Here is a 26,027-nt window from a genome sequence, read left to right on the forward strand (position 1 = left end):
CCCACACATGGGCGATCGGTACGAACGCCACGGAGTCAGTCCGTCGACATGGTGGCCAGCATCGCGGCCGGGTACCGGCTTCCCGCGGAACCCTGAGGAAGGATCTGCCTGATCTGAGCGAGGTCGGCGTCGGTGAGTTCGACGTCGACCGCGGCCGTGTTCTCCGCCAGGCGGGCGGCGTTGCGGGTACCGGGGATCGGGACCACGTCGTCGCCCTGGGCGAGCAGCCAGGCCAGCGCGAGCTGGGCGGCGGTGATGCCCTTGGCGGCGGCGAGCTTCTTCAGCTGCTCGGTGGCGTTGAGGTTGTACGTGTAGTTGTCGCCCTGCCACCGCTCGTCCCAGCTGCGCATGTCGTCCGCCGGGTACTCGGCGGCGGGCTTGACCACGCCGGTCAGGAAGCCGCGGCCGAGCGGGGAGTACGGGACGAACCCGATGCCCAGCTCTCGCACGACCGGCAGGATCTTCTCCTCCACCTCCCGTTCGAAGAGCGAGTACTCGGACTGCAGGGCCGTGACGGGAGTGACGGCATGGGCGCGGCGGATGTACTGGGGGCCGACGTTGCTCAGGCCGAAGTACTTCACCTTGCCCTCGGCGATCAGTTCGCCGACGACGCCCGCGACCTCCTCGGCCGGCACGTCGGGGTCGGCGACGTGCTGGTAGAAGAGGTCGATGCGGTCGGTCTGCAGGTGGCGCAGGCTGTTCTCGGCGACCTTGCGGATGTTCTCCGGACGACTGTCGAACCCGGCGCCGATCTGCTGGGCGGTCATGTCGAACCCGAACTTGGTGGCCAGGACCACCTCGTCACGGAAGTCCTTCACGGCCTTGCCCAGCAGGATCTCGTTGCTGCCGGTACCGAGGCCGTACAGCTCGGCGGTGTCGAAGAAGTCGACCCCGAGTTCATGGGCACGGCGGAGGGTGGCGGTGCTCTCGTCGTCGTTCGAGGAGCCGTAGGCGAGTGTCATCCCCATGGTGCCGAGGCCGAGCGCGGAGACGCGCAGGCCCTGGGAGCCCAGATCGCGGTGATGCATGAGTTCTCTCCAGACATGAGTGCGAGTCGGCAAGTGCCAAACCGAACCGTTCGGTTTGGACTCTAGCGTCGGACCGCCGCAATGCCAAACCAAACAGTTCGGTCACTTATCCTGGCCCTATGCCTCGACCGACGACCGATCCGACCCCCGCGCCCGCCGCTTCGGAAGGCGCCGACTCCACCCGCGAGCGGATCGTCGCCGCCGCCACGGAGGAGTTCGCCCGGCACGGAATCGCCGGGGCCCGGGTGGACCGCATCGCCAAGCAGGCCAGGACCAGCAAGGAGCGCGTCTACGCGTACTTCCGCGGCAAGGAGGCGCTCTACGCCCACGTCTCCCTGCTCGAACTGGCCCGGGTCGCGCAGGCCACCCCCATGGACCCGGACGATCTACCGGGCTACGCGGGCCGCCTCTACGACCACTTCACGATCACCCGCCCGGACCACCACCGGCTGATCGCCTGGGGCCGCCTCGAACTCGCCGGCACCGCCGCTTCGTCCGGCGCCGACACGGTTCGGGACACCGTCGCCGGCAAGCTCGACCAGTTGCGCGAGGCTCAGCGGGCGGGGCGGCTGGATCCGGTCTGGGACCCGGTCGACGTCCTCGCCCTGGTCAACCAGATCGCCACCACGTGGGCGGCACAGACCGAGATCGGCGCGATAGCGGCGGAACAGGCCACGGACCCGTCCCTCGCCGCTCGCCGCGCCGCCGTGGTCGCCGCCGTCGAACGTATCTTCCCGCGCGCGGCGCGGTGAGCCGATCGGGCGCGTGACGCGGTGAGCCCGTCCGGCTCTCGCCGACCCGGCGCACGGGACGCCGATCCGCGGATGCCGACCAGCGGGCGTCCCGGCTCCGGTCTCCAGGTGTCGTCGCCCTTTTCGCCGGGCTCGACGCGCACGACGGGCTCCGTGGCCACAACGCGACGCTGGGGCGTGTCCGGGCTGATCCACGACCGTTCGGCTGACGGCGACAGCGGCGCCCGCGTCGACCAGTGACCGCTCGATGAAACTCGCACATCCAGGTGTACGAGTCATCGCGGCCTCACTCGCCGGACAGCACCGCCTGCGCGGCGCCGCGCGCCTCCTCGGCCGTGTCCGTCGCGCGGGCGGCCGCCGCTGCACGCTCGCACTGCGCCAGCGTGTACTGCGCGAGGGTGGCCCGCACATAGGGAATCGACGCGGCGCCCATCGACAGGGAGGTGACCCCCAGGCCGGTCAGCACACAGGCGAGCAACGGGTCGGACGCGGCCTCGCCGCACACCCCGCAGCTCTTGCCCTCGGCCTTCGCCGCCTCCGCGGACAGCGCGACGAGGTCGAGCAACGCGGGCTGCCAGGGGTCCTGCAGCCGCGAGACCGCACCCACCTGCCGGTCGGCCGCGAACGTGTACTGCGCGAGGTCGTTGGTCCCCAGCGAGAGGAACTCGACCTCCCGGAGGATCGACCGCGCCCGCAGCGCCGCCGACGGGATCTCCACCATGGCACCGAACTTGGCCCGCAGCCCCGCCTCACGACACGCGTCGGCGAACGCCTTGGCCTCGCGACGGTCGGCGACCATCGGTGCCATCACCTCGAGCTGGACCGGCAGCCCTTCCGAGGCTTTCGCCAGCGCCCGCAGCTGCGTCCGCAGCACCTCGGGGTGATCGAGCAGCGTCCGCAGACCGCGCACACCGAGAGCGGGGTTCGGCTCGTCCGCCGGAGTCAAGAAGTCCAGAGGCTTGTCGGCACCCGCATCGAGCACACGCACGACCACACGCCCCTCGGGGAAGGCCTCCAGCACCTGGCGGTACGCCTCGACCTGCTTGTCCTCGGACGGCGCCTGCTCGCTGTCGTCCAGGAACAGGAACTCCGTACGGAACAGCCCGACACCCTCCGCTCCGGCCTCCACCGCAGCCGGCACGTCGGCCGGGCCCCCGACGTTGGCGAGCAGCGGCACCTTGTGCCCGTCGGAGGTGGCACCCGGGCCGGTGGAAGCGGCCAGTGACGCCTTCCGCTCTGCGGCCTCGGCCGCCATCCGCTCCGTCTTCTCCTTGCTCGGATTCACGAAGATCTCGCCGGTGCCGCCGTCCACGGCGATCATCGTGCCCTCGGCCAGCTCCCCCGCCCCCGGCAGCGCGACGACGGCCGGAACGCCGAGCGCCCGCGCGAGGATCGCGCTGTGACTCGTAGGCCCGCCCTCCTCGGTCACGAAACCGAGTACCAAAGAGGGGTCGAGCAGCGCGGTGTCCGCCGGCGCGAGATCCCGGGCGATGAGCACGTACGGCTCGTCGCTCTCCGGCAGACCGGGCATGGGAACGCCCAGCAGCCGGGCGACGATACGATTCCGCACGTCGTCGAGGTCGGCCACCCGCCCGGCGAGGTACTCCCCCGCACCGGCCAGCAGTGCGCGATACGCGGCGAACGCGTCGCAGACCGCGTGCTCCGCACCGCTGCCGACCGTGATCCGGCGCTCCACATCGGCCATCAGCTCGGGGTCCTGGGCCATCAGGGCCTGCGCCTCCAGCACCGCCTGGGCGTCACCGCCGGCCAGGTCGCCGCGCTTGATCAGATCGGCGGCCACGGCCTCCATGGCCGTGCGGGCGCGCCCCTGTTCACGTTCCACGTCCTCCGCCGGTATCCGCTTCGCGGGCGGCTCCAGCACCGCTGTGCCCATGTGCCGAACTTCGCCGATCGCCACACCGTGGCTCACGCCGACGCCTCGCAGCGTTGTCTCCATGTCACGCGTCTCCGATCAGTGCGGCAGGGCCCCGCAGCCGCGGTGGTTGTGCGATTCGCATGCGACCGCGTCATGGGCGCGATCGTTGTCACTGCCGGCCGAACAGCGCGTCGTCGGCGCTCACTCCGTCGTCCTCACGGACGTCGGAGAGGGAGTCGGCCCGTGGCTTCCAGGGCCGCAACCGGACAGATCGAGGACGTGCCCGCGGTCGACGGGGGCGGCATCCCACCGGACCACGAACGGTCCACGGTCCACGACCCCACGACAACGCCGTTTACCGGGCGTGGACTTCGGCAGGCGGGCGGGCGGTGTCGATCGACGGGCGGCGAGCTGAACGGGTCAGGTTCGGGCGATCAGCTTGATCTCGTGCACCACTTGGGCAAGTTTGTTGATCGCCTTGACCGGCAGGCCGACGACGAAGCGCACCGGATGGTCCTGTGCGTCCGACCGGAGTTTGGCGGGCAGCCGGCCGAGACGGCCTCGGAAGTCCCGCGTGTACTGCCCTATGACCAGTTCCCTGGGCATCATGGTGGTTTTCTTGCAGTTGTCACAGATGATCGTGAGCAGGCAGCCGTGGACGTAGGTCAGCCGATGAAGTTGCTCTCCGCCACAGGTGCACTCCAGATACGCGGTTTCCGTGCTCTCGGTCATTGTCGGCTCCTTGGCTTCCTCAAAGCTCACCGCGCCCGTCGGGCAAGTAGTGCAGCAGGCGATCGGGGTGGGGCGGGCGACGGTCAGCGGCATGAGCAGCCCCGGCTTCTGCCATCAGTCAGCAGGTGCGCCTGGCGCGTGAGCTGAGTGGCGCGTTCAGCCCCAACGATACGCTCACGGCCACCAGACCCCACCCACACGTCACATCTGTGAGTACTCAATTCACGTACGTGAAAATAGTCCCACGCCGGCCCACCCTTGTCCAGGTCCGCGCAGGAGGGGAACTACGAGTAAGTCCCCAGGCGGGACGACCTCCTGGTCGGCTGTGCAACAATCTGGACAGATGTGACGACATGGCGAGGGGAGGGGTGGACATGCCGGCGTCCCGCGAGCGTGACCTGTTGGCAAAGGCGGCACGGCTCTACTACCTGGACAACTTGTCGCAGCAACAGGTGGCCAGCGCTTTGGGTGTCAGCCGATCGAACGTCTCACGCATCCTCACTGCCGCACGGGACCAGGGGATCGTGGAGATCCGGATCAACGATCCGGCCGGACGTGATCTGGATCTGGAGGAGCGGCTGCAGACCGCCTTCGGGGTGTCCTCCTGCCGTGTGGCCTCGGTGCACACCGACGAGTCGGCACTGGCCAAGGTGGGAGAGCTGGCGGCCGCCTGGATGCTGGACATGGTCAAGCCCGGCAGAAGCATCTCGCTCTCCTGGGGGAGCACGCTCCAGGCCATGGTGCACGCCGTCCCTTTCGGGCAGGACCTCGCGGTGGAGATCCTCCCCTTGGTGGGCGGACTTTCCTCCGTGGCCTCGGAGATCACCGGCGAGGAACTGGTCCGGGAGCTGGCCGACCGCCTGGGCACCACCTACCAGCGACTCCACGCGCCCGCCCTGCTGGAGGCCAAGGCATCGCGTGACACCCTGATGACCGAGCCGGCCATCGTGAACGTGCTGCACGCCGGTCGCGAGTCCTCTGTCGCCTTCCTCGGTATCGGTGCGATGGGGGTGGGCTCCTCCGCCGCGATCATCGAGTCGCTCCACCTGAGCGATGGCGATCGGGCGGCCTTCGAAGCGGCGAAGCCGGTGGGCGATGTGTGCGCCCGGTTCTTCGACGAGGACGGCAACCCGGTGCGCGGGGCGGTCGAGGACAGGGTGCTGGCCATCTCGCTCGACGACCTCCGCCGGATACCCACGGTGGTGGGTCTGGCGGCAGGCGTCGAGAAGGTCCGGGGAGTGCTGGGCGCGCTGCGCGGACGCTACGTGGACGCCCTCATCTGTGACGCCCCGCTGGCAGAGGCGCTGCTTGCCGCGGCCTGAGCCGATCCGGCATCCGGCATCGGCTCCGTACCCGCACCCGCATCCGCGTCCGGCCAGGGCGTGCCCCCTGCCCGCAGGCCGAGGAGCACGCTGCCGCCACGTCCACTGGCAGTCAGGGCAAGGACAATGTGGACGGGCGGCAGCGCGTTCATGGGGCCACCGGGGTGGCAAGGGCGCCTGCTGACTGATCGTCGGAGCGCTCCCGGATGAGTGGCGGGGTCACCGCCATCCGAACCAGTTCGGGTCGTCCAGGCGTCGCTGGACCGCGTTCAGCAGGCGCGCGGCGTCCGCGCAGTCACCGACGCGGTGATCGACGGTGAGACCGACCCGGCAGCGGGTGCGCACCCCGACTCCGCCGCCGACGGGGACGACGTGCGGGGCCACCGCACCGACCGAGAGCGCGGTCGCCTGGGGCGGGTTGAGCAGTTCCTGGAAGGCGTCGACACCCAGGGTGCCCAGGTCGTGCACGGTGGTGGTGGCCGCGGTCAGGTACTCCACCGGCACCTTGCCGCTGCGGGCGTGGTCGGCCACGCGCCCGAGTCGCTCGTCGAGTTCCTGGATCGGGAACCGGTCCGGGTTGACCAACACCGGGGCGACCGGGCCGAGTTCGGTGTCCACCATCAACCCGACCGCGACGTCGGACCATACCTCGCTGCCCTCCCCGGTCCACCGGGCGTTGAGCGGGCTGTCCCGCAGGGCATCCGCGTAGGCCCGTACGATCAGGCTGAGCCAGCCGCACTGCCCGCGACGCTCCGCGACGGCCTCGAGGTCGAGGTCACGGAAGACGACGGCCTGGGGGACGGCGGCGCTCGCGCTGGTCTGGCGGGCGACGGTCCTGCGGGACCTGTGCCGTGCGGCCGGTGTGGCTGTACCCGCCGGTACTCCGTTGGTGACTGACGGGGTAGGGGGCACGTGGGGTGCGGGCGCCACGAGTGGGGAGGTCACGGCCTCGACATCGAGCACTCTGATGGTCCCGCCCGGCCCGGTGCCGTTGAGGGTCGCGAGGTCCACGCCGAGTTCCACCGCCCGGCGTCGGGCGAGCGGCACGGCCGACACGACGGTCGAGAGGGGCGGCGGCGCAGCCGGCGTGGTGGCGAGCGCCGCCGCAGCGGGCGGTGGAGCCTCCGCCTCGGCCGGCCCGTCGAGGAGGTCGCCCAGCAGGTCGTCCGCGTCGCTGCTGAGGTAGGCGATCGGCTCGCCGACAGCGATCACATCGTCGGGCTGCGCCACCAGTCGGAGCAGGATTCCGTCGACGGGAGATTCGACCTCCATGTCGACCTTGTCGGTCGCGACCTCGCACACCACGTCGCCGGCGCGGATCTCGTCGCCCTCCGCCTTGTGCCAGGTGAGGAACGTGCCCTCCTCCATCGTCATGGACATCTTGGGCATGACCAGGGGGATCTCAGCCATCACCACGACCTGACCAGGCGGGTGGCCTCGGCCACGATGTCGGGGACCTGGGGCACGGCCGCGCGCTCCAGCTGGGGCGCGTAGGGGATCGGTACGTCCAGGCCGCTGAGGCGGCGGATCGGAGCCCGAAGGCGGCCGAACGCGTCCGAGTCGGCGATCAGTGCGGCGATCTCGGCCATGTAGCCGCAGGTCTTGGGGGCTTCCTGGACCAGCAGGGCGCGCCCGGTGGCGGCCACTTCCGAGATGATCGTCGCCTCGTCCAGCGGGACGAGGGTGCGGGGGTCGACGACGGTTGCGGTGATGCCCTCCTCGGCGAGCAGTTGCTGGGCGGCTTCCTCGGCGCGGGACACCATGATGCCGGTGGCCACGATGGTGAGGTCCTGGCCCTGCCGGCGGACCGCCGCCTGCCCGAGAGGGATGCGGTCGGCGCCGGCGGGCACGGGTCCGCTCTGCTTGTAGAGCAGTTTGTGTTCGAGGACGATGACCGGGTTGGGGTCGTCGATGGCGGCCAGCAGCAGGCCCTTGGCCTCTGCCGGGGTGGCGGGCATGACGACCTTCAGCCCGGGGATGTGGGCGAACCAGGTCTCCAGGCTCTGGGAGTGCTGGGCGGCGGCGCCGGTGCCGGAGCCGGTGGGGGCACGCAGCACCATCGGAACGCGGGCCGCGCCACCGAGCATGAAGTGGATCTTCGCGGCCTGGTTGGCGATCTGGTCCATGGCCTGGGCCGTGAAGTCGGAGAACTGGATCTCCACGATGGGCCGCATGTCGGCCAGCGCGGCGCCGACCGCCGCGCCGACGATGCCCAGTTCGCTGATCGGGGTGTCGCGCACCCGCTCCTCGCCGAAGCGGTGCACCAGGTCGCCGGTGACGCCGAAGGCGCCTCCGTAGATGCCGATGTCCTCGCCGAGGACGAAGACGCGGGGGTCGGTCTGCATGGCCTCGGCGAGGGCCTCGCGGACCGCCTCGGCGTAGGTGAGGGTGCGCTCCGACGGGTCGGCCGGCGGCCGCGCCGTCGTCGCGGCCGCCGGGCTCGGGAGTGTGGTGGTCATGTGCAGGTCTCCGATGAGTCAGACGGCGTAGACGGCGGAGGTGAGTTCCGCGGCGCTGGCGTCGGGGGCGGCGTTCGCCGTGCGTACGGCGTCGCGCACCGCGTCACGTGCGTCGGCCTGGCACTGCTGTGCCTCGGCTTCGGTGAGGGTGCCGGCGTCGAGCAGGGTGGCGGTGTAGCGGGCGATCGGGTCACGGTCGCGCCACTCGTCGATCTCCTGGCGCGTGCGGTAGAGGTTCTTGTCGCTCTTGGAGTGGCCCTTCCAGCGGTAGGTGAGTGCTTCCACGAAGGTGGGGCCGCCGCCCGCGCGGGCCCGCTCCACGGCGGTGCGGACGACTTCCTGTACGGCGGCCACGTCGTTGCCGTCGACGGTGACGCCGGGGATGCCGTAGCCGGCGGCGCGCTCGGCCAGGCGCTCCACGCGGAACGCCCGCTGGACGGACATGGACATTCCGTAGTTGTTGTTCTCGCAGATGAACACCACGGGCAGGTCCCAGATGGCGGCGAGGTTGACTCCCTCGTGCCAGGCGCCCTCGTTGACCGCGCCGTCGCCGAAGAAGCTCAGCGCCACCCGGTCCTCGCCGCGCAGCCGGCTGGCCAGGGCGGCACCGGCGGCGATGGGGACACCACCGGCGACGATGCCGTTCGCGCCCAGGTTGCCCGTCGCCACGTCGGCGATGTGCATCGAGCCGCCGCGGCCCCGGCAGTACCCGGTCTCCTTGGCGAGCAACTCGGCCATCATGCGGTCGAGTTGGGCGCCGCGGGCGATGCAGTGTCCGTGGCCGCGGTGGGTGGAGGTGATGTAGTCGCCGTCGCGCAGTTCGGCGCAGGCACCGACCGGCACCGCCTCCTGACCGATCGACAGGTGCATGGTGCCGTGCATCATGCCGCGGGCGAAGAGGTCGTCGACGGCCTCCTCGAACCGGCGGATGGTCCACATCGTGGTGAGGGCGGAACGGGCCGCCTCGGCGTCCTTGATCAGGTCCATGCTCACAGTCCCCTTCACGCGGCCAGAGGGTCGGTCGGCGCCACCGGCAGGTCGATCCGCTCCCCCGCCAACAGTCGGTCCTGCAGACGCCTCAGGGTCGCGATCATGGCGTTCTGGTCGATCCGCACGTCCTGGTGGGTGAGCACGGTCCCGGCGGGGACGTCCCGCACCACCTCGGCGCCGGCGGCGAGGCCCAGGGGCACCAGAGCGTCGGCCGCCGTCGCCTCGGCGCTCTCGGCGAGTCCGTACACGGTGGATCCGCCGATGCCGTCTATGCGTTCGCCGGCCCGCAGGTCCCGCTTGGCGACCGCGACCACCTCGGCGTTCCACACCGTCGGCGCGAGGCTCGGGACGCGGTCCAGCACTGCCTCGGCGACGGAGAGCGGAGCCTCGACGCTGGCCAGGTGGTAGGGCCGGTAAAACGAGTAGTAGGGCCCCTCGCCCATCCCGAGGTACTCCATCTCGGCGGTGACGACCGGGTCGTCGCTGTGACCGATGACAAACACACCGGGCGCGACCGGACCGGTGCAGTAGTCCACCACCCCGGCGGCGGGAAGCACGCCGCCGTCCGCCTCCGGGCGGAAGGTCTTGGCCAGGTCGGCGACCGTCGAGTGGGGACCGGTCATGCCGCGCCGGCTGAGCCGGAGGTCCGTCGCGTTGGCCAGCGCCACCATCTCGATCATCGTCTTGGAGCCGTCGACGAAACTGGCCAGCATCTTCGGGTTCATGCCCTTGGCCGTGGCCTGATCGGTCAGCGCCTCGGGGGTGGCCGTCGGGTCGAGGGGGTTGTTCTTGCCCTTGCCGGCACAGACCACGCTGAACCCGATGTCCCGCACGTAGTCCACCAGCCGCTTGCACTCCACCGGTTCGTCACCGCGACAGACCGTGTAGACGCGGCCCATGCGCTGCGCGACCGTCGACAGCAGCAGACCGATCGTCACATCGCACTCCACGTTGAGCAGTGCGATGTCCTTGCCCGCGAGCAGGCCGAAGAAAGCGACCGAGGCACCGACGTCCGGCACACCGCTGGCGTCGACGATGATGTCGATCGGCAGCGAGACGAGGTCCAGCGCGTCGGTGACGACGACCGGCCTGCCTCCCAGCACCGCGGCGGCCCGCTCGTCGGCCGTGCCGCCGCTGAGCGCCTGGCCCCGGTCCGAGCGCTTGAACGCCTCGTGACCGCGTTCCGGGTCGATGTCGGCGATCGCGGAGATCTCCATGCCCGGGATGTGCGCCACCTGCGCGACGAAACCGAGTCCCATCTGCCCAGCGCCCACGAGGCCCACCCGAACCGGCCGGCCGAGCTTCTGCTCCCGCTCCCGCAACTGATCCCTGTAGCTCATGCTCCGGTCCCTTCCTGCCACCCGGTCGATCTCCGACCCACTGGGCGCATTTGCACATCCGTGCATTTGATATGCACGTTGGTGATTTACTTGGTAGCACGGGTGCGGCACCCAGGACAAGGCCTGGGTCGACTCCTCCCGTCGGCGGGCGGTGAGCGACTGCCGACAGGTGAATGTCATGGCCATGTCAGACACATATGTCAGGCACACGCAGCCCCGGCGCTGCGGGACGCGGTATGAGACAGGCGCCGCCGGCGACTACTCGCAGGCGGCGCCCACGAACCGCACCGTGCTCCTGTAGTGGAGGTCGTTCACCGTGTCGACCACATCCGGAGAGCGGGGCCGTGATCGACCGTGGCGCCGGACTGCATCCGGCGGTAGCGGTCGCGGGCGTCCTCAACCGCGCGTGCCATGGCGGTGGATCCGGCCCGGGACGACGCCGTGCTCAGCTTCCCGGTGAGCTGCGGGCGTTCGCGGAAGCGGGCGAGAACGGAAGCCCCCTGCATCACCAGGGCTCGTTCGACGACGCTGTCGCTCCGCCGCACGAGCAGCAGCACCACGGCGCCGCGAAGCCGCCCGGTGGCGCGGCCGGAGACGAGGGTGACACCCGCCCGGTGCTCCTGGCCGGCGAGCTTGTTCACGGTGCGCATGTAGTAGCGGTGCTGGGCCACGCTCGCCAGAAGCGAGAGCACGAAGCCGCCGAGCAGCAGCAGGGCCAAGGGCAGGTATTCCATGAGTCCTCTTTTCAGGGGCCTTCGGTTCCGGCCCCTCGTTCAGGAGGGGAGGGGACTGCCGGCCGCTCCTGTCCGTCACCCTCGGGGAGGAAGGGCGAGCGGGCCGGCAGTCCCGGTATGCGGGGCAGGCCGAAGGAGGAGCGGTGGCGGACCTTCCTGGCCGCCACCGCACTCCGTATCCGATCGGGATTCCGGCCGCGCAGCCGGACCGTTCCGCAGCTCAGACACATCAGGGCCGCCACCTCGGTGGTGACTTCGGTGGTGCCGAGACGGTAGGCGAAGCGAGGTGAGCCGAGCAGTGGCAGTGCCATGGATCCCTCGACGAGCGTCCCGCCGCAGTCGCGACAGGCGTCCTCCGCCGGGGCGCTGTCATCAGGGGCGTTCATGGTGTGCTGCTCCTTCCGCCTCGCCGCGGCCGCGCCGCGTGCGCACCTCGGTCCGGCCGCACCGTCACGCGCGGACGAGCCTCAGTTCGGTTCCCGGTGCGGGAACCTCGAGCGGACCGTCTGCGTGCAACGCTCCGGGCAGCAGCCCGGCGGCCGGATCGGGGTCCACGTAGACGACCACGTGACCGAGGGTCGTCAGGTTCTCCTGGGCGCGCTCCCCCACCGCGGTCAGGGTCAGCCGGGTCTCGCCGAGCCACAGCTCGTCGCCCGGTCGGATCTCCTGGGCGGGGGTGTCGGCCGGCTCGTGCACCACGCTGAGGCTCTCCAGGTCCCCCGGAAGCGGCTCACCGAAGAGGATGAGGACGCCGCCGTTGATGAGGTCCGCGGCTTCGTCGCCGACGCGGAGGATGGTGCTCTGGTAGTAGAGGTCGTTCATCAGTACATCCCGAAGCTGACGAGCCAGGCAAGGGCCACGGCGAGGGGCGAGGTGATCAGACGGCTGAGCAGTACCGCCGGCGTACCGACCGCCACCGTCTCGGGTTTCGCCTCACCGAGGGCGAGACCGACGGGGATGAAGTCGCAGCCGACCTGGCCGTTGATGGCGAACAGGGTGGGCAGAGCGTACTCGACGGGGATGGTTCCCGCGGCGATCTGCGTGCCCATCAGCACCCCGATGATCTGGGCGATCGCCGCTCCGGGCCCCAGGATCGGGGACAGGAAGGGCAGGGCCACCACGGCACCGAGGGCGATGAGACCGAGCGGATTCGAGGCCAGCGGCTTGAGGCCCTCGCCCATCGCCTCGGCGACGCCGGTGTAGAGGACGAACCCCAGCAGCAGGCTGACGTACGCCATGAACGGAAGGATGGTGCTGATCGTCAGGGTGATGGCCTGCCGGCCCGAGGCCAGAAGGGTGTTGACCGCGTAGCCGATGCCGGAGCTGAACTTGATGAACCCGTCGGATATCCGGGAGAAGAGTCCGCCGCCACCCGACGGCTGGGCGACGGGCTCGGTGACCGGGTCCGCGGTCTGGTCGCGGTTGTCCCCGGCCGATGGCGAGTCCGGTGCCGGCGCCGCCTCGGCGTCGTCCTCCGCCCCCTCCTCGACCACGACATCGTCCACCCCCACGTCGGAGACGAAGATGTCCTCGGTGATGAACTGGGCGAGCGGGCCGCCGGGCGCGCCGGGATACACGTCGATCGTCGGTATCCGCTTGCGTGGATAGACACCTATCCGAGCGGTGCCGCCGCAGTTGATCACCGCGCAGAGGACCTCGTCGTCGGGGACGGTGGTGCGGAACCCGTCGACGGCCTCCGCCCCGGTCAGCTCCGCGATCCGCTGGGCGACGGGGTGAATACCCCCGCCCGTGACCGACAGCACCTTGTTGCGGGTCTCGGTGCGGCGCAGGGTGAGTCCGTCGCCCCAACCGCCCGAGCCCTTGCGGACGAACACCGAGGGGTAGGTGCGCGGGCTCTGCTCGGTGGTCGTCATCGTGTGCCTCCGGTCACCGTGAGCGCGCTGCTGGCGTTGCCCGTGGTGAATTCCTCGTCGAACTTGCGGAAGATCTCGGTGCGGCCGGTTCTCTTGATCAGGATGAGAGTGATCCGCTCGGTGACGACGCCCCTGATGAAGATCACCACGACGCCCGTGGCGAGGTAGTACAGCGCCAGGGGCACGGTGGACAGACCCAGCTTCTGCACGCCACTGGCGATGCCCAGCCAGACGAACAGCTCGCCGGCGTTGGCGTAGGGGAAGAACGAGGTCACCGGGTGGACGAAGGAGACCGCCGAGTCGTAGAAGGCCGGCTTGTACTTCTCGGGCAGGAACCTGCCGAACGAGTAGCACATCGGGTTGGTGAGCATCAGCACGGCGAGCACCGGCATGACGGTGTACCGGGTGATCCACCAGCGCGAGGACCACTCGACGGCCCGGGTCACGCGCTTCTCGCCGACGAACGTCACCAGCGCGTACATGGCGGTGAGCAGGACGATCAGCGTGGGGAGAATCCCGGTCACCAGACCGGTGAACTGCTTGCCGGCCTCGTTGAACAGGCCGATGAAATGGGAGCCGACCCAGACTGCGCCACGAATGACGGGGTTGTCACTCTCCTCGCCCTGGGGTGTCGACGCCGCCAGGGCTGCCGCGGCAACGGTAACCATCTCGGCCCTCCTCTCTGTTTCTGAGCGGGGATACGGAGGTCTCTGTCTCCGAGTGGGGATGCGGAGGCCGGCCGGAGCCCATGGCCCGTACGGCGGAGACGAGTAGGCGGCTCTGGTGGGGTGGGGAGCCGGCGTGATCGGGATGCGACGGGAGGAACGGGGATCATGCAGCACGTGGGTTTGCACGTCTGCTCAGAGTTCCTCACCTCTGTTCGATAGAGGTGTAGCACCGGGCAGCGCGGCGCGACAAGATGTCGAACCTAATTACGCTGTGTGACAGCCAGGGAAACTCGGCCCGCCGGCCCGAGCCTCGCCCGCGCCCTCAAGGGCGCGCACCGGGCATCGACGGCCGCCGTTTGCACATTGATGCAATTCTTCTTCACATCTGTCCACCGGCTGTGTAACGTGCAGCTTCGCCCAGCCCTCGGCCAACGAGAGCGTACTTTGCCGGACAAATCGAAGGAGAACGCTGTGCCTGAGACCCGTGTCACGATCGCGTCCGAGGTGGGACTGCACGCCCGGCCCGCGGCGGCCTTCGTCCAGGCGGCCGCGAAGCAGCCGTGCCAGGTGTCGATAGGCAGGGAGGAAGGGGCGCCGGTGAACGCGAAGAGCATGCTCGCCGTGCTGTCCCTCGCACTCCGACACGGCGAGCAGGTCGTGCTGCGTACCGAAGGCACCGAGGAGGAGGCGGCTCTTGCCGACCTCGCCGACCTGCTCGCGCGAGACCTCGACGCGGTGTCATGACGCGCGTTTTCCGCGGTCACCGCACAGCACCGCTTGACGCACCCCCGAGGAAGCACCATGCCGACGGCACGTGATCAGCACCTGCTGGTGAAGGTCGCCCGCATGTACTACGAGGAGGGTCGCTCCCAGCAGGAGATCGCCCATGCCCTCAGCGTCAGCCGGCCCAACGTCTCCCGGATGCTCGCCGCTGCCCGGGAGAGAGGGATCGTCGAGATCAGCATTCACGATCCGGCAGGGCGCGACCTGTCCCTGGAGAGCGAGCTGCGCGCGAGGTTCGGGCTGCGCGACTGCCGGGTGGCCGATGCCCCGGGAAGTGACCGCACGCTTGCCCACGTCGGGGACCTCGGAGCCCGCTGGCTGCTGGAGACCATGCGGCCCGAGCAGCGCGTGGGGGTGTCCTGGGGGCGCACGCTTCAGGCGGTTGTGCAGCACGTCCCCGACAACGGCGGGCTCAATGTCGAAGTGCTCCCCCTTGTCGGCGGGCTGTCCTCCGTGGACAGCGAGATCACCGGTGAGGAGCTGGTACGGGACCTGGCCGCCCGCCTCGGCGGCCGCTTCCGCCACCTGCACGCTCCCGCCCTGCTCACCACCCCGGCGAGCAGACAGATCCTGCTCGCCGAGCCCTCCGTCCAGGACGCGCTCGAAGCAGCCGAACAGGTCGCTATCGCGCTGGTCGGCATCGGCAGCCACGGCGTCGGATCGTCCGCGGCGATCATCGACGCGCTGGCACTCGACCCGCGGGAAAGGGAGGAGTTCGACAACCGCCAACCAGCAGGCGACCTTTGCGCGCGCTTCTTCGACGTCGACGGAAGACCCATTCCCGGTCCGGTCGACGAGCGGGTGCTGGCCGTATCCCTGGAGCAACTCTCCAGAATCCCGCTCGTGGCGGGGGTGGCGGCGGGCGCGGAGAAGGCCCGCGGCGTGCTCGGCGCCCTGCGCAGCGGTGCGCTCGACGTACTGATCTCCGACAGCTCCCTCGCTCGCGCCCTGCTCTCCGCCCAGGGCACTTCCGCGAAGTCCTCTTCGGCACCAGCTACTCGATGATCACCCATGCCCGGCGCTGTGAACTCCCAGCCAGCACCAGCGAATGCCCCGCACCTGCCCCGCCCCGGCCGGTGCGTCGACGTCGGCCTGCGAGGCGGTGGGGACGTCGGCCCGCACGGTCGGTCGGTACCGGCTCAGCCACGCACCACCCGTAGGGTCCGTACCGACGGGTCGGCCGCGTCCGGGATCAGGACTCCGTGCTCGAAGCCGCTGCGCAGATAGTCGAGGACTTCGTCGGTGATCACCTCGCCGGGCGCGATCACGGGCACACCGGGCGGGTACGGGCTGATCATCTCCGCGGCGATCCGACCCGTCGCCTGCTCGGCGGGCACATGGTCGACCTCGGCGAAGAACGCTTTCCTCGGTGACATCGCCTGTTCCAGTTCCAGGGCGGAGGGTTCAGGCAGACGAACCGGTGGCTGCCGTTCGAGCGAGCCGGCCTCCTCGGTGAGCGCGCGCAGGGCGTCCAGCAGGGTCTTCTCGGTCTCGTCGTCGTCGGCGTAGGTGATCGAGGCGCTGAGTCGGCAGGTGTCGGAGCCGCCGACGTCCACCTGCCGGTTCTTCCTGAGCCACTCGGCGGCCTGCATGCCGCTGATGCCGAGGTCCCGTACATCGATCACGATCTTCAGGGGGTCGTAGGAGGCGGCGAGGCCCTCCTCCACGATCTCGCCGCCCATCGGACGCAGGGCGGGCAGCTCGCCGACGGTCGTGCGGATCCGTTCGGCGCGGTGCAGCGCGGTGTCCAGAAGGTCGTGTCCCTGCTCGACCATCTGGCGGCGCCAGCCATCGAGTGTCGCGTACACGAGTGAGGACGCGCTGGTGGTACCGAGCAGGTCCTCCCGCTGCTTGAGGACTTCCGCCGACACCCGGTCGTACTGCACGTGGAAGACGGAACTCTGCTCGATGGCGCTGCCCGTCTTGTGGACGCTGGTGACGACCAGGTCGGCCTCGGCATCCATGCCCCACGGCGGAAGCCCGGGGTGGAACGGGAAGACCGCCCCCCACGCCTCGTCGACGATCAGGGGCACGTCGTGTTCGTGGCAAACCCGGGCCACACCACGGATGTCGGCGCAGGTGCCCCAGTCCGTGGGCGTGATCAGCAGCATGCCTTTGGCGTCCGGATGCTCCCGCAGCCGTCGTCGTACGTCGTCGGGCTCCGGCGGGTGAGCGATGTGGCGTTCGGTGTCGAACTTCGGGTGGACCCAGATCGGTTCGACTCCGCCCACGATGACGGCCGCGATCACCGATTTGTGCGCGTTTCGGGAGATCAGCAGTTTCTCGCCGGGCCCGGCCACCGAGAGCATGGCGGTCTTGACCGACAGGGAGCTGCCGCAGGTGGAGAAGAACGCCTGGTCGGCGCCGACCGCGTCCGCCATCAGGTCCTGGGCCCGGCTCAGGACGCCCCGGGACTGGCGGCGGTCGTCCAGCCCGTTGAGTGAGAGGACGTCGGAGCGGAACACGTCGAGGCCGACGATCTCAGCGACTCGCGGATCCGCACCGCGGCCCTGCTTGTGCCCCGGCGGGCCGTAGGCGATGTCACCCCGGCTGCGGAAGTCCCGCAGCGCCTCCAGCACGGGTACCTGCGCATGGTCCATGGTTCCTCCCAGCAGGCCCCCGGGAACGACTCCGCACATTCGTACGACGTCGAGCGTCACCTGTCCCTGCCCGTGTACACCACGAGCGGATTCCGAAACGCGGCGGTTGGAGTCCGGTCGAGGAGGAACTCGGAAGCGGGAGCGAAGACGATCGCCGACCCCTTGGAGTTCCGACGTGTCCAGCCTCCCGCCTCCGTCGTATCCAGGACTCCACGAGGAGGTCGCCCGGCGCGCAGACGCCCTGTGGGAGGTGGCGTGCGCTCTGCACGCGGATCCAGAGACCGCCTTCGCCGAACACCGGGCGACGGCCCTGCTCACCGACCGACTGCGCCGTGCGGGCTTCGAGGTGAGACGGAACGTGGCGGGCCTGCCCACGGCGTTCACGGCGGTCTCGGGCCGCGGCCGGCCCGCCGTGGCGCTCCTGCTGGAGTACGACGCCCTGCCCGGGCTCGGGCACGCCTGCGGCCACAATCTGATCGCCGCCGCCGGCCTCGGCGCCGCGCTGGTCGTGCACGCCCTACGGCACGGTACCGAGGGCTCGGTGGTGGCAGTGGGGACGCCGGCCGAGGAGGGCGGCGGCGGCAAGGCACTCGAGGTGCAGGCAGGTGTGTTCGACGACGTCGACGCCGCCCTGATGTTCCATCCCGGCGTGTACGACTGGGTACGGGCGCCCCTGACGGCGCAGGAGCAGTACCGGGTCGCCTTCCGGGGCCGGGCTGCCCATCCCACGGGCGACCCGACCCAAGGCATCGACGCCCTCGCGGCGTTGATCGAGCTGTTCAACGTCCTGTCGGCGCTCGGCCGTCGGCTGCCGCAGGGATCGCACGTCCAGGGGATCATCACGCACGGCGGCACCGCGACCAACGTCGTGCCCGACCTCGCCGAGGGCCGCTTCGGACTGCGGGCGGCGACCACCGCCGCCCTGGACGACCTGGCCGCGCGCTTGCACGCCGCGGCGGAGGGCGTCGCGCGAGCCACCGGCACCTCCTGCCAGGTGGAGCGGGCCGGCGTTCGCTATGAACACTTCCGGGACAGCCGGGTGCTGTCCGACCGCTTCGCCGACCGTCTCAGCCGGTCCGGGATCACCCTCACACCACCCGAACCCGGCGTCTACCTGGGCTCATCGGACATCGGCAACGTCAGCGGCCGTGTGCCCGCCATCCACCCCTTCGTCGCGATCATGGACTCCGGCGGCAGCGACCACACCCCCGAGTTCGCCACGGCCGCAGCCTCCGAACCCGCCCGCAAGGTCCTCACAGCCGTGGTCGAGGCGCTGGCCGGCACGGCGTTGGACGTCCTGCGAGACCCGGATCTACGCAATCGTGCCTGGGACCGGCACGCCGCCCGCGACGGAGGTTGAACGCTGTTCTCATGCCGGACCCGCCTGCCGAACCCTTATGCAGGACCTTGGTCCTGGGGGCGGCGGCCTCGTTCACAGGGGCTTCATGTGTTCGTCCGGCCAACTTCCCATCCGACAGGCGAGATTGGCACGGCTCACCGCAGATGCGGCCTGGCGGGCCGGGCCTGGCGGGTGAACGTACGTATGCGATTACGTAGTTCTACTGGCGCCTCGGGAAGGCAGCCTTGCGAGACTCGCCGATGCCGCTTTCTGACGGAGCGGTGGTGCCACGCCAGGGAGCTTGCTGCCTCCCTACAGGGCAACCGTCGCTAGCCGTCCAACAGGTAGCAAACACTGTCCGGTCAAGAGAGCCCGGCTGAACATTGGAGCGTCCTCCGTTGGTTTCCAAGACTCGTGTCCTTCTGGGCATGCTCGTGCTCCTGGCGCTGGCCCTCGGCGCCATCGCCCTGCTCGCGGCCATGAAAGCCGATGCCACCTGGTTCACGATCGTGCCTCTCGGCATCCTCGTGATCGGCGCGTCCGTCGTCCAGTCGCTCGGATGGTTCAACAAGAAGGGCCAGTGACTGGCCTGGTGACTCGCAGGGCACGCAGGCTCATCCGGTGCCGTCGAGCAGCGAGTCTGCAACCTTCCTGCCCGACTGATCGCGGCCACGGCTGACCGCCGCCGCCCGTGTAGGACGGCAGTTCATGGGAGGGAGACTTCGTATCGCCGGGACTGCTCGTCGCAGTCGACGCACTGGCGGTTGCTCGACGAGACCCTGTCGTGCCGCAGGATCGGAATCCGATTGCTCCTTCGCGACCGGTTGCGGATCCTGCTGGGATGCGCTTCTCCATCAACATCCCCAACTTCGGTGACTTCGCCGACCCCCGTAACGTCGCGGCCGTGGCGGTTGCCGCCGAACAGGCCGGCTGGGACGGACTCTTCGTCTGGGACCACGTACTGCATCGACAACATCAGGGCCGCCCCTTCGGAGACCCGTGGATGCTGCTGACTGCGGCCGCGTTGGCGACCTCGCGGATCCGGTTGGGCACGTTACTGACGCCGGTCCCCCGTTATCGTCCGCAGCAACTTGCCCGCCAGGTGGCCACCCTGGACCATCTCAGCGGCGGCCGGGTGATCTTCGCAGCCGGTCTGGGAGGGCCGGTCGAGGACGAGTACCGCAGCTTCGGAGACACCGCTGAGCCACGCTTCCTCGCCGAGCGGCTGGACGAGGGACTGGGGTTGTTGAGGCGCTGGTGGTCCGGTGAGTCGGTGGACCACCGTGGCCGGCACTACGAGGTCCGGGACGTGACGCTGTTGCCTGCAACAGTGCAGCGGCCTGGTCCGCCGGTGTGGATCGGCGGGTTCTGGCCGCGTCGCCCGCCGATGCGGCGGGCAGCACGGTGGGACGGGGCGGTGCCTCTTTTCGAGACGGCCCGGCATGGGCATGTGCCCGATGTGGCAGAGGTTCGGGAGCTTGTCGGTTATGTGCGCAAGCACCGTAGGGGTGGGGCCGAGCGGCCCTTCGAGTTCGTGCTCGGCGGTGCCACGTCCTCGGACGCCGTGAAGGCCAAGGACGTGACCGGTCCGCTGCGTGACGCCGGCGCCACCTGGTGGGACGAGCGGCAGGTCCAGACGGGCCCCGATCTGGATCGCCTGTCCCCGGTAATGCGCCGGATCGAGGCGGGGCCGCCGGTGATCTGATCAGCGTTTCGTGGGTGTGCCGGGTTTGTCGGTGGGCTTCTTCGGTCGCTTGTCGGGCCGGTAGCTGGGGCCGTTCATGATGACCTGCGGACGCTTGCGGCCTGCCGGATGGCGAGGTGGCCCGACCGGGCCGAACAGGATGACGGACCCGCCGGAGTGAGCCATCGCAGGGCGGCCAGGTCGCGGATCTGGGCGCCGGCCAGTTTCGGGGAGGCGTTGAAGTCGAACCCTTCCAGGGTGGATTCTGCTCGAACTTCGCTTTGCGCAGGGGGCGTTCGAAGTCAACGGTCTCGCGACGGGTGTCTCGTCCTGCAGAGCGCCCTGGAGGAAGTCGGGGTGGCCGAGTTCGCCGCCGTGGGCCTGGGTGAGGCGGGCGTCGAAAGTTTCCAGCATCCCTGACAGCCGCAGGGTCTTGAGCGATTCACGCAGGGCGGTGGTCATCACGCTCATCGGGCGGCCTCCTCGGCGTCACCGCGGTCCTGGTCGTCGTGGAGCCGGCCCGGAGTCTGCTGGGGATGGCGAACAGGCCCTCAGCTTGTTCTTCAACCTCCGTCGGCGTTGTGTGGTGCCGACGGAGGTTGGGACGGTGTCGAATCCGGCCGCTTACTCGAGATCGAGGACGGCTTTGCCGTGAAGGCGCCGGCCGAGCAGTGCCTGTACTGCCTCGGAGTGGCGAGTCCAGGGGCCGCGCCAGCTGATGCCCGGATCGAGTCGGCCTGCAGCGATCTCTCTGGCCAGCCAGGTCAGATCGGCGGAGAAGTCGATGGTGGGGTCGCCGAAGAGGAAGAAGGTGCGGATCGACCGGTCGTGCCGTCCTCCGTTGCCCAGCAGAGCATCCGGTGGCAGCACTACGTCGGCCTCGGAGGAGCGGCCCACGCTGTAGAGGATGCCGCCGGCCGACAAGGTGGCGAAGGCGTCGACGAGGTACTGTCCGCCGACGTTGTCGAGAACGGCAGACACGGGCTGCCGCGCGGCGGCCGGCTCGGGGTGGACCTCGTGGGCGCCCAGGGCTCGCAGTCCGTCCGCCTGGGCGGGGTTCCGGCTGATGGCAACGACGTGCGCGCCCGAGCGGGCGGCCAACTGGACGGCGTAGCGGCCGACGCCGCCGGAAGCACCGGTGACCATCACGCGGCGACCGAGCAGCGATCCCATCCGGCGCAGCACGTGCAGGGCGCTCAGTCCGGCGACGGGGACGGTGCTCAGTGCGCCGGGGTCGGCGTCCTTCGGTGCGGTGCCGAGCCGGGCGGCGGGTACGGCTCGCAGCTCGGCCCAGCCGGTCTCGCCGAGAGTGACGACCCTCTCTCCCTCAGCCGGGCCGGAGCCGTCGGCGGCCGCTTGGACGACCACGCCGGCCGCGTCCCAGCCGAGCACGGTGCCGCCCGGCATCTGCGGACGGGTCGCCTCATGGACTTCACCGAAGTTCAGCGATACCGCCTCAACCCGCACGAGCGCCTCGTGGGCGGCGGGCCGCGGTGCGGGGATGTCCGTCAGTGACAGGTGACCGGGTGAGGTGTGGTCGACGACGAGTGCGCGCACGGGGAGATCCCTTTCATGAAGTGCCACAGTGTGGCGTTTGCCTCAGTAGAGCATATGCTCGGTCTCGGCATGCTTGATAAAGTGCCAAGGGTGACCACCTCCGAGCAGCCCGCCACCTTGCGCGAACGGAAGAAGCTCCGCACTCGCCAGGCATTGATCGATACCGCCGTCACGCTCTTCGGCGACCGCGGATTCGACAACACTCCTCTGGACGCGCTGCTGGAGCAGGTGGAGGTGTCCCGGCGGACCTTCTTCCGCAACTTCCGCTCCAAGGAGGACGTGGCACTCACCGCCGTAACGCAGCTCTGGGACGTCTACCTGGAAGTGTTGGACGGCATCAAGAAGTCCGGGCCGCTGGCCGACGTCTTCCTCGACGCCATGCTGACCACTCTCGAGCGCATGGATGAGGACTGGTACCGACGCTTCCCACTCACGCTGCGGCTGATTGCCGATTCGCCCGCACTCGACGGGTACACGCGCCGACACTGCGCCGAAGTCCAGGCCGAGATCGCTCGCAGGCTCGGCGGACAGAGCCGTCTCGAGCTGCGGCTCGTCATCGAGTTCTTCTTGGCATCCTGGCGCTGCACTCTGGACGAATGGCTGCCCGACTGCATACCGGGCGAACTTCCCGCACTCTTGCGCCGGTCCTGCTCATCCATGAACTCCGCCCTCAGCTTGTCTTTCATGGCCTGAGGTCGAGATGGGCCTCGAACTTGCCTGCACACCTGGGCGTTCGTCGGACGCCGGGGCGGCTTTCGTCTGATCATGTGCTCCCACCAAGGTGCACCGATCAAGACGAAGGCCGCGAAGGTCAGTCTGCTGCAGACGCTGGCCCCGGGGATGTGTTCGCACAAGCGTCCGGCTTCCGGGCCGACTTATTCGACTGCCTGACCACGCGCGGGGACGAACCGTTCGAGCTCGTGGACGCGTTGCTCTGCGCGCCCGGTCCGGTGACCACCCCGGTGGACCTCACGCTGCTGGCCGAGCACCGGCGCGGGCAGGGCACGATGTAAGACGCGCTGAACTGCGGGAACGTGGACGTTCCCCGGCTGCGGCAGGTGCTGGCCGGCCTGCCGATGCCGCAGGCCGCCGACGGGCGCCTGGTCCTCGCGGTTGACATCAGCCCCTGGCTTGGCACCGGGGACAGGCCGGCGAACGCCGCCAGACGGTCGGCGGTGCCAAGGGCTTCCATGTCACCGACCGTTGCGGCGATGAAGGTGGCTCCGAGCATGGCGCCCATGCCGGGCAGGCTGCGGATCACCTTGGCGTGCGGGTGATCGTGGAACCGGGCCTCCATGCGCGTCGCCGCACTTCTTCCGCAGGCCAGGAACCCCTTGGGCCACGCGGAGCGGTAGAGCGCGCTGGCCTCCAGGAGCAGCTGCCGGGTTGGCGCGACGATCTTGCTTGCATGTGCGCGGACTGCTGGAGGCGTTCGGTGCCGGAGGCATCGACACCGCCTTCGTTTTCGCCTTCGCGCGCTGCGGCTTCCCGCACGGCATCTCGAAAACGGCTCCGGCGCTGCCTACCCCGACATGCTGCGGGAGCCCGAGGCTGCGCGTTCAGGACGGACCATCGCCGACTGCTGCCGCGGCTGAAGGGCTGAACCCCGCCCTCGCAGGCGTCGAGAGTATGCGAGCGAATACATAGGTGGGTGGGGAACGGGACGGGGCACTCGTATTCTCCCGACCGATCGAAGGAGTCGATTCGTGATCATCGCCGCAGTTGTCGGAGTGTGTGTCGTCCTGGCCGTGCTGGCCTTCCTCGTCCCGCGTCTGTCCCGTCATCCCGAACGCGGTACCCAGCGTTCGCTCGGCGCCGGCGCGCGAGCCGGCGGCAAGGCGCCCGGTGTCCTGGGTCGGCTCTTCAGCAAGCCGTTCCGGACGAGTTCCCGCGCCGTGGGCCGCAGCGGCTCGGCCGGCCGCCGCACCCGTGGCCGCATGCCCCTCTGACCTCGGCGCATACAGAGCTCACTCGGGAGTGGTGTGATGAACGCTGAACAGGGCGACCGGCTCCTGGACGGGCTGACCGTGGACACCAGCCGACGAGAGCGGCCGGTCCTGCTGGACGGGGCCGGCCGCCCCCTCAGGACTTGGCGCGAGAACCATCCGTACGACCACAGGGTCAGCCGCCAGGCGTACGAGCGGCGCAAGCGTGTCCTCCAGATCGAGCTGCTCAAGCTTCAGCGGTGGGTCAAGGACACCGGCGCACGCGTGATCGTGGTGTGCGAAGGGCGCGACGCGGCGGGCAAAGGCGGCACGATCCAACGCCTCACCGAGCGTCTCAACCCCCGCGGCGCACGTGTTGTGGCCCTGGACAGGCCCACCGAGCGGGAGACGGGGCAGTGGTACTTCCAGCGGTACGTCACCCACCTGCCGACGGCGGGAGAGATCGTGTTCTTCGACCGTTCCTGGTACAACCGGGCCGGCGTGGAGCGTGTGATGGGCTACTGCTCGAAGGACGAGTACGAGCTGTTCCTCGCTCAGTGCCCTGCCTTCGAGCGGATGCTCGTCGACGACGGCATCGTGCTGGTCAAGTTCTGGTTCTCCGTCTCCCGCGCCGAACAGCGCACCCGTTTCGCCATCCGGCAGGTCGACCCGGTACGCCAGTGGAAACTCTCCCCCACCGACCTGGCCTCGCTGGACCGGTGGGACGACTACACCGAGGCCAAGGTCGACATGTTCCGCGCCACCGACACCGAATGCGCCCCCTGGACCGTCGTCAAGAGCAACGACAAACGTCGCGCGCGACTGGAGACCATGCGCAGTCTGCTGTCGCGCATCGACTACGCCAGCAAGGATCCCGAGGCGGTGGGCACCCCTGATCCGCTCATCGTCGGCGCCGCGAACACCCTGCTGGAGCCCGGAGAGGAAGACACCACGCTGTCACCCACCCCTCTGTCCCCCCGCACCAGCGGGCCCGGCAACCACCCCGAAAACCCCTGACCGCCGACCACCGTGATCGTCCGGTCGTACGGTTCTCCCTACTCGCCGGACAGGATCTGTAAACGTGCAGGCCAGGGCTACATGAAAGTGTGCGGTGACCGGATGCGCCGGACGCCGGCATGGGGCGTCGGACCAGGCTCGCTGAGCTTCGGCATAGGGAATCGTGAGCCGCGTTTCGGCGTTCTCGCAGCATGGGTGATGCATCCCGTCAGGACCCCGACGCCCCCGGTCCGCCCATCTCCTCGGACGCCCGCGCGCGCCTCGTAGCCGCCCGCGCCGAGACGCTCGCCCGGGCTGCCGCGCTGAGCCGCGACTTCGACGGGATCGTCGCGGCGAATGCCCTGATCGCTGTCGACGACGAGCACGACCCCGAAGGAGGCACCACGGCTTTCGAGCGTGCCCACGTGGCCGCCCTCATGGCGCAAGCACGCGAGGACCTGAAGGAGCTGGACCGGGCGCTGGAACGACTCGACCGAGGACAGTACGGACGCTGCGAAGGCTGCGGCATGACGATCCCGCCCGAGCGTCTGGAGATCCGTCCGGCGACGACCACGTGTGTCCGCTGCGCCGAATCCGACGCACGCCGGCCGCCGCGCACCGGCCACCCGCTACGGCGTCCGCCGCACAACCCATGAGGGAGCATCGTGGGAAGTGCCCTGGCGCCTCCAGCGTCCGAGTAGCTACGGAAGGGGCCGAGCACCTGTTCGTCGTCGCTCAGGGCGATGGGTCGTCGGGTTCGTCGAGGTCGCTGGTCCTCGTGTATGGAGGCGTGGGCGGAGTTCGTTGCGGACGTCGAAGAGGGCTTCGACACGATGTGGGCCTGGGAGTTTCTCCATGACATCGCCGATCGCGACTGGCTCCGCGACGCCTGGCCGATCCTGACCGAGCGGGTACGCGGACACCGTCAGGCCGAACTCGACGCCCTGGACGAGCGGTTCCGCGTGGCCACGGCACCGATCAGACCGATCGGTGCGAGCCACAACCTGATGTGCAACTGAGCCACTGCCTCCCACGTGGTCCCCGGCACCCGTCCATGTCGAGTGACTACGACCGCGACCCGTCGTGCAGCCAGAAAGCCAGCGGTGAAGGCGCGGGCCTGACGGGCGCAGCGCACCCTTACAGGGACCTGGAGGGAGCTGTCGAGCCCGGGGAGTTGCGCGGCGTGTTCAGGGGGGATGCGGGTGCCTGGCGCAGGACACGGGCCAAGTCGCGTTGTATGCGCTCGGCTTCGCCGCGCACCTGGGCGGGGATGTCGCCGCGCTCGTCGACGAGGCGGCTGAAGATGGGGGTCTCCTGGAACACGGCGGGATCTGCTCTCTGTCGGACTTTCCCGGCGGCGCGGCCGGT

Annotated in this window: 27 protein-coding genes and 2 pseudogenes; 13 read left to right on the forward strand and 16 right to left on the reverse strand. The window is 69.7% G+C overall.

Annotated elements, in window-relative coordinates:
* Positions 1-35: 35 nt before the first annotated feature.
* On the reverse strand, positions 36-1,028 hold the full coding sequence (locus L3078_RS00730; protein ID WP_239749881.1) for an aldo/keto reductase: 993 nt from the start codon (positions 1,026-1,028) through the stop codon (positions 36-38).
* A gap of 119 nt (positions 1,029-1,147) precedes the next feature.
* Between L3078_RS00730 and L3078_RS00735 the strand changes: the two genes are divergently transcribed.
* Positions 1,148-1,780: a TetR/AcrR family transcriptional regulator gene (locus L3078_RS00735; protein WP_239749883.1), complete on the forward strand. Its 633-nt coding sequence runs from the start codon at positions 1,148-1,150 to the stop codon at positions 1,778-1,780.
* A 286-nt stretch (positions 1,781-2,066) separates the two neighbouring features.
* Here the strand turns inward: L3078_RS00735 and ptsP are convergent, their stop codons facing one another.
* On the reverse strand, positions 2,067-3,737 hold the full coding sequence (gene ptsP, locus L3078_RS00740) for a phosphoenolpyruvate--protein phosphotransferase (RefSeq protein WP_239749888.1): 1,671 nt from the start codon (positions 3,735-3,737) through the stop codon (positions 2,067-2,069).
* Positions 3,738-4,076: 339 nt separating this feature from the next.
* The gene (locus L3078_RS00745) at positions 4,077-4,481 is read right to left on the reverse strand and encodes a hypothetical protein (protein ID WP_239749889.1); all 405 of its coding nucleotides are present in this window, start codon (positions 4,479-4,481) and stop codon (positions 4,077-4,079) included.
* Between the two features lie 281 nt (positions 4,482-4,762).
* Between L3078_RS00745 and L3078_RS00750 the strand changes: the two genes are divergently transcribed.
* Positions 4,763-5,710 (forward strand): sugar-binding transcriptional regulator, encoded by a 948-nt coding sequence (locus L3078_RS00750; protein ID WP_239749890.1) that lies wholly within the window; start codon positions 4,763-4,765, stop codon positions 5,708-5,710.
* A gap of 219 nt (positions 5,711-5,929) precedes the next feature.
* On the opposite strand, the gene L3078_RS00755 is transcribed toward L3078_RS00750, so the two are convergent.
* From L3078_RS00755 to srlA, 9 genes are all read right to left on the reverse strand, one after another.
* Positions 5,930-7,120 (reverse strand): dihydrolipoamide acetyltransferase family protein, encoded by a 1,191-nt coding sequence (locus L3078_RS00755; protein ID WP_239749891.1) that lies wholly within the window; start codon positions 7,118-7,120, stop codon positions 5,930-5,932.
* On the reverse strand, positions 7,120-8,169 hold the full coding sequence (locus tag L3078_RS00760) for an alpha-ketoacid dehydrogenase subunit beta (protein WP_239749893.1): 1,050 nt from the start codon (positions 8,167-8,169) through the stop codon (positions 7,120-7,122). The genes L3078_RS00755 and L3078_RS00760 overlap by 1 nt, the downstream gene beginning before the upstream one ends.
* Positions 8,170-8,187: 18 nt before the next feature.
* Positions 8,188-9,156: a thiamine pyrophosphate-dependent dehydrogenase E1 component subunit alpha gene (locus L3078_RS00765; protein WP_239749896.1), complete on the reverse strand. Its 969-nt coding sequence runs from the start codon at positions 9,154-9,156 to the stop codon at positions 8,188-8,190.
* A gap of 14 nt (positions 9,157-9,170) precedes the next feature.
* Positions 9,171-10,499: an NAD(P)H-dependent oxidoreductase gene (locus tag L3078_RS00770; RefSeq protein ID WP_239749898.1), complete on the reverse strand. Its 1,329-nt coding sequence runs from the start codon at positions 10,497-10,499 to the stop codon at positions 9,171-9,173.
* Between the two features lie 311 nt (positions 10,500-10,810).
* Positions 10,811-11,233 (reverse strand): transcriptional regulator GutM, encoded by a 423-nt coding sequence (locus L3078_RS00775; protein ID WP_239749899.1) that lies wholly within the window; start codon positions 11,231-11,233, stop codon positions 10,811-10,813.
* Between the two features lie 11 nt (positions 11,234-11,244).
* Positions 11,245-11,619, reverse strand: coding sequence for a hypothetical protein (locus L3078_RS00780; RefSeq protein WP_239749905.1), 375 nt, complete (start codon positions 11,617-11,619; stop codon positions 11,245-11,247).
* 64 nt (positions 11,620-11,683) lie between these two features.
* On the reverse strand, positions 11,684-12,055 hold the full coding sequence (locus tag L3078_RS00785; protein WP_239749908.1) for a PTS glucitol/sorbitol transporter subunit IIA: 372 nt from the start codon (positions 12,053-12,055) through the stop codon (positions 11,684-11,686).
* Positions 12,055-13,107 carry a PTS glucitol/sorbitol transporter subunit IIB gene (srlE, locus tag L3078_RS00790; RefSeq protein WP_239749911.1) on the reverse strand — a complete coding sequence of 351 codons (1,053 nt, stop codon included), beginning with the start codon at positions 13,105-13,107 and terminating at the stop codon, positions 12,055-12,057. The genes L3078_RS00785 and srlE overlap by 1 nt, the downstream gene beginning before the upstream one ends.
* On the reverse strand, positions 13,104-13,775 hold the full coding sequence (gene srlA / locus L3078_RS00795) for a PTS glucitol/sorbitol transporter subunit IIC (protein ID WP_239749926.1): 672 nt from the start codon (positions 13,773-13,775) through the stop codon (positions 13,104-13,106). Before srlA ends, srlE begins: the two co-directional genes overlap by 4 nt.
* Before the next feature lie 471 nt (positions 13,776-14,246).
* On the opposite strand from srlA, the gene L3078_RS00800 reads away from it, so the two are divergent.
* Both L3078_RS00800 and L3078_RS00805 read left to right on the forward strand, forming a co-directional pair.
* On the forward strand, positions 14,247-14,519 hold the full coding sequence (locus tag L3078_RS00800) for an HPr family phosphocarrier protein (RefSeq protein WP_239749929.1): 273 nt from the start codon (positions 14,247-14,249) through the stop codon (positions 14,517-14,519).
* A gap of 57 nt (positions 14,520-14,576) precedes the next feature.
* A complete protein-coding gene (locus tag L3078_RS00805; protein WP_239749931.1) occupies positions 14,577-15,563 on the forward strand; it encodes a sugar-binding transcriptional regulator in 987 nt (328 codons plus the stop codon).
* 134 nt (positions 15,564-15,697) lie between these two features.
* Here the strand turns inward: L3078_RS00805 and L3078_RS00810 are convergent, their stop codons facing one another.
* On the reverse strand, positions 15,698-17,158 hold the full coding sequence (locus L3078_RS00810; protein ID WP_239749933.1) for an aminotransferase class I/II-fold pyridoxal phosphate-dependent enzyme: 1,461 nt from the start codon (positions 17,156-17,158) through the stop codon (positions 15,698-15,700).
* A 175-nt stretch (positions 17,159-17,333) separates the two neighbouring features.
* Between L3078_RS00810 and L3078_RS00815 the strand changes: the two genes are divergently transcribed.
* The 3 genes from L3078_RS00815 to L3078_RS00825 all read left to right on the forward strand — a co-directional run bounded on the left by L3078_RS00815 (position 17,334) and on the right by L3078_RS00825 (position 20,202).
* On the forward strand, positions 17,334-18,518 hold the full coding sequence (locus L3078_RS00815; protein WP_239749935.1) for an amidohydrolase: 1,185 nt from the start codon (positions 17,334-17,336) through the stop codon (positions 18,516-18,518).
* A 407-nt stretch (positions 18,519-18,925) separates the two neighbouring features.
* Positions 18,926-19,081: a hypothetical protein gene (locus tag L3078_RS00820; protein ID WP_239749940.1), complete on the forward strand. Its 156-nt coding sequence runs from the start codon at positions 18,926-18,928 to the stop codon at positions 19,079-19,081.
* 257 nt (positions 19,082-19,338) lie between these two features.
* Positions 19,339-20,202 (forward strand): LLM class flavin-dependent oxidoreductase, encoded by an 864-nt coding sequence (locus L3078_RS00825; protein WP_239749942.1) that lies wholly within the window; start codon positions 19,339-19,341, stop codon positions 20,200-20,202.
* On the opposite strand, the gene L3078_RS00830 is transcribed toward L3078_RS00825, so the two are convergent.
* Complete coding sequence (locus tag L3078_RS00830; RefSeq protein ID WP_239749944.1) at positions 20,203-20,652, reverse strand: hypothetical protein; 450 nt, start codon at positions 20,650-20,652, stop codon at positions 20,203-20,205.
* Between the two features lie 153 nt (positions 20,653-20,805).
* Entirely contained in the window at positions 20,806-21,738 is a 933-nt protein-coding gene (locus L3078_RS00835) for a zinc-binding dehydrogenase (RefSeq protein ID WP_239749945.1), read from the reverse strand.
* A 90-nt stretch (positions 21,739-21,828) separates the two neighbouring features.
* Between L3078_RS00835 and L3078_RS00840 the strand changes: the two genes are divergently transcribed.
* The gene (locus L3078_RS00840; protein ID WP_239749947.1) at positions 21,829-22,431 is read left to right on the forward strand and encodes a TetR/AcrR family transcriptional regulator; all 603 of its coding nucleotides are present in this window, start codon (positions 21,829-21,831) and stop codon (positions 22,429-22,431) included.
* Positions 22,432-22,580: 149 nt separating this feature from the next.
* Positions 22,581-22,904: pseudogene (locus tag L3078_RS00845) on the forward strand (transposase); the annotation flags it as partial.
* Positions 22,905-22,924: 20 nt separating this feature from the next.
* Here L3078_RS00845 and L3078_RS00850 read toward each other — a convergent pair.
* Positions 22,925-23,035 (reverse strand): annotated as a pseudogene (locus tag L3078_RS00850) (hypothetical protein); the annotation flags it as partial.
* A gap of 409 nt (positions 23,036-23,444) precedes the next feature.
* Between L3078_RS00850 and L3078_RS00855 the strand changes: the two are divergent.
* From L3078_RS00855 to L3078_RS00870, 4 genes are all read left to right on the forward strand, one after another.
* Positions 23,445-23,687, forward strand: coding sequence for a DUF6411 family protein (locus tag L3078_RS00855; RefSeq protein WP_239749948.1), 243 nt, complete (start codon positions 23,445-23,447; stop codon positions 23,685-23,687).
* A 36-nt stretch (positions 23,688-23,723) separates the two neighbouring features.
* Positions 23,724-24,680 carry a polyphosphate kinase 2 gene (gene ppk2, locus L3078_RS00860; protein WP_239749949.1) on the forward strand — a complete coding sequence of 319 codons (957 nt, stop codon included), beginning with the start codon at positions 23,724-23,726 and terminating at the stop codon, positions 24,678-24,680.
* A gap of 191 nt (positions 24,681-24,871) precedes the next feature.
* On the forward strand, positions 24,872-25,315 hold the full coding sequence (locus tag L3078_RS00865; RefSeq protein WP_239749950.1) for a TraR/DksA family transcriptional regulator: 444 nt from the start codon (positions 24,872-24,874) through the stop codon (positions 25,313-25,315).
* A gap of 126 nt (positions 25,316-25,441) precedes the next feature.
* Positions 25,442-25,678: a hypothetical protein gene (locus L3078_RS00870; protein ID WP_239749951.1), complete on the forward strand. Its 237-nt coding sequence runs from the start codon at positions 25,442-25,444 to the stop codon at positions 25,676-25,678.
* The last annotated feature ends 349 nt before the right edge of the window (positions 25,679-26,027 follow it).

This window comes from Streptomyces deccanensis (genome assembly GCF_022385335.1).
In the GTDB taxonomy this organism is placed as follows: domain Bacteria; phylum Actinomycetota; class Actinomycetes; order Streptomycetales; family Streptomycetaceae; genus Streptomyces; species Streptomyces deccanensis.

Bases quoted from the DNA above. Each gene is read 5' to 3' on its own strand.
- L3078_RS00730 (WP_239749881.1), bottom strand. From the start codon at position 1,028: ATGCATCACCGCGATCTGGGCTCCCAGGGCCTGCGCGTCTCCGCGCTC.
- L3078_RS00735 (WP_239749883.1), top strand. From the start codon at position 1,148: ATGCCTCGACCGACGACCGATCCGACCCCCGCGCCCGCCGCTTCGGAA.
- ptsP (WP_239749888.1), bottom strand. From the start codon at position 3,737: ATGGAGACAACGCTGCGAGGCGTCGGCGTGAGCCACGGTGTGGCGATC.
- L3078_RS00745 (WP_239749889.1), bottom strand. From the start codon at position 4,481: ATGCCGCTGACCGTCGCCCGCCCCACCCCGATCGCCTGCTGCACTACT.
- L3078_RS00750 (WP_239749890.1), top strand. From the start codon at position 4,763: ATGCCGGCGTCCCGCGAGCGTGACCTGTTGGCAAAGGCGGCACGGCTC.
- L3078_RS00755 (WP_239749891.1), bottom strand. From the start codon at position 7,120: ATGGCTGAGATCCCCCTGGTCATGCCCAAGATGTCCATGACGATGGAG.
- L3078_RS00760 (WP_239749893.1), bottom strand. From the start codon at position 8,169: ATGACCACCACACTCCCGAGCCCGGCGGCCGCGACGACGGCGCGGCCG.
- L3078_RS00765 (WP_239749896.1), bottom strand. From the start codon at position 9,156: ATGGACCTGATCAAGGACGCCGAGGCGGCCCGTTCCGCCCTCACCACG.
- L3078_RS00770 (WP_239749898.1), bottom strand. From the start codon at position 10,499: ATGAGCTACAGGGATCAGTTGCGGGAGCGGGAGCAGAAGCTCGGCCGG.
- L3078_RS00775 (WP_239749899.1), bottom strand. From the start codon at position 11,233: ATGGAATACCTGCCCTTGGCCCTGCTGCTGCTCGGCGGCTTCGTGCTC.
- L3078_RS00780 (WP_239749905.1), bottom strand. From the start codon at position 11,619: ATGAACGCCCCTGATGACAGCGCCCCGGCGGAGGACGCCTGTCGCGAC.
- L3078_RS00785 (WP_239749908.1), bottom strand. From the start codon at position 12,055: ATGAACGACCTCTACTACCAGAGCACCATCCTCCGCGTCGGCGACGAA.
- srlE (WP_239749911.1), bottom strand. From the start codon at position 13,107: ATGACGACCACCGAGCAGAGCCCGCGCACCTACCCCTCGGTGTTCGTC.
- srlA (WP_239749926.1), bottom strand. From the start codon at position 13,775: ATGGTTACCGTTGCCGCGGCAGCCCTGGCGGCGTCGACACCCCAGGGC.
- L3078_RS00805 (WP_239749931.1), top strand. From the start codon at position 14,577: ATGCCGACGGCACGTGATCAGCACCTGCTGGTGAAGGTCGCCCGCATG.
- L3078_RS00810 (WP_239749933.1), bottom strand. From the start codon at position 17,158: ATGGACCATGCGCAGGTACCCGTGCTGGAGGCGCTGCGGGACTTCCGC.
- L3078_RS00820 (WP_239749940.1), top strand. From the start codon at position 18,926: ATGCTCGTGCTCCTGGCGCTGGCCCTCGGCGCCATCGCCCTGCTCGCG.
- L3078_RS00825 (WP_239749942.1), top strand. From the start codon at position 19,339: ATGCGCTTCTCCATCAACATCCCCAACTTCGGTGACTTCGCCGACCCC.
- L3078_RS00830 (WP_239749944.1), bottom strand. From the start codon at position 20,652: ATGAGCGTGATGACCACCGCCCTGCGTGAATCGCTCAAGACCCTGCGG.
- ppk2 (WP_239749949.1), top strand. From the start codon at position 23,724: ATGAACGCTGAACAGGGCGACCGGCTCCTGGACGGGCTGACCGTGGAC.
- L3078_RS00865 (WP_239749950.1), top strand. From the start codon at position 24,872: ATGGGTGATGCATCCCGTCAGGACCCCGACGCCCCCGGTCCGCCCATC.
- L3078_RS00870 (WP_239749951.1), top strand. From the start codon at position 25,442: ATGGAGGCGTGGGCGGAGTTCGTTGCGGACGTCGAAGAGGGCTTCGAC.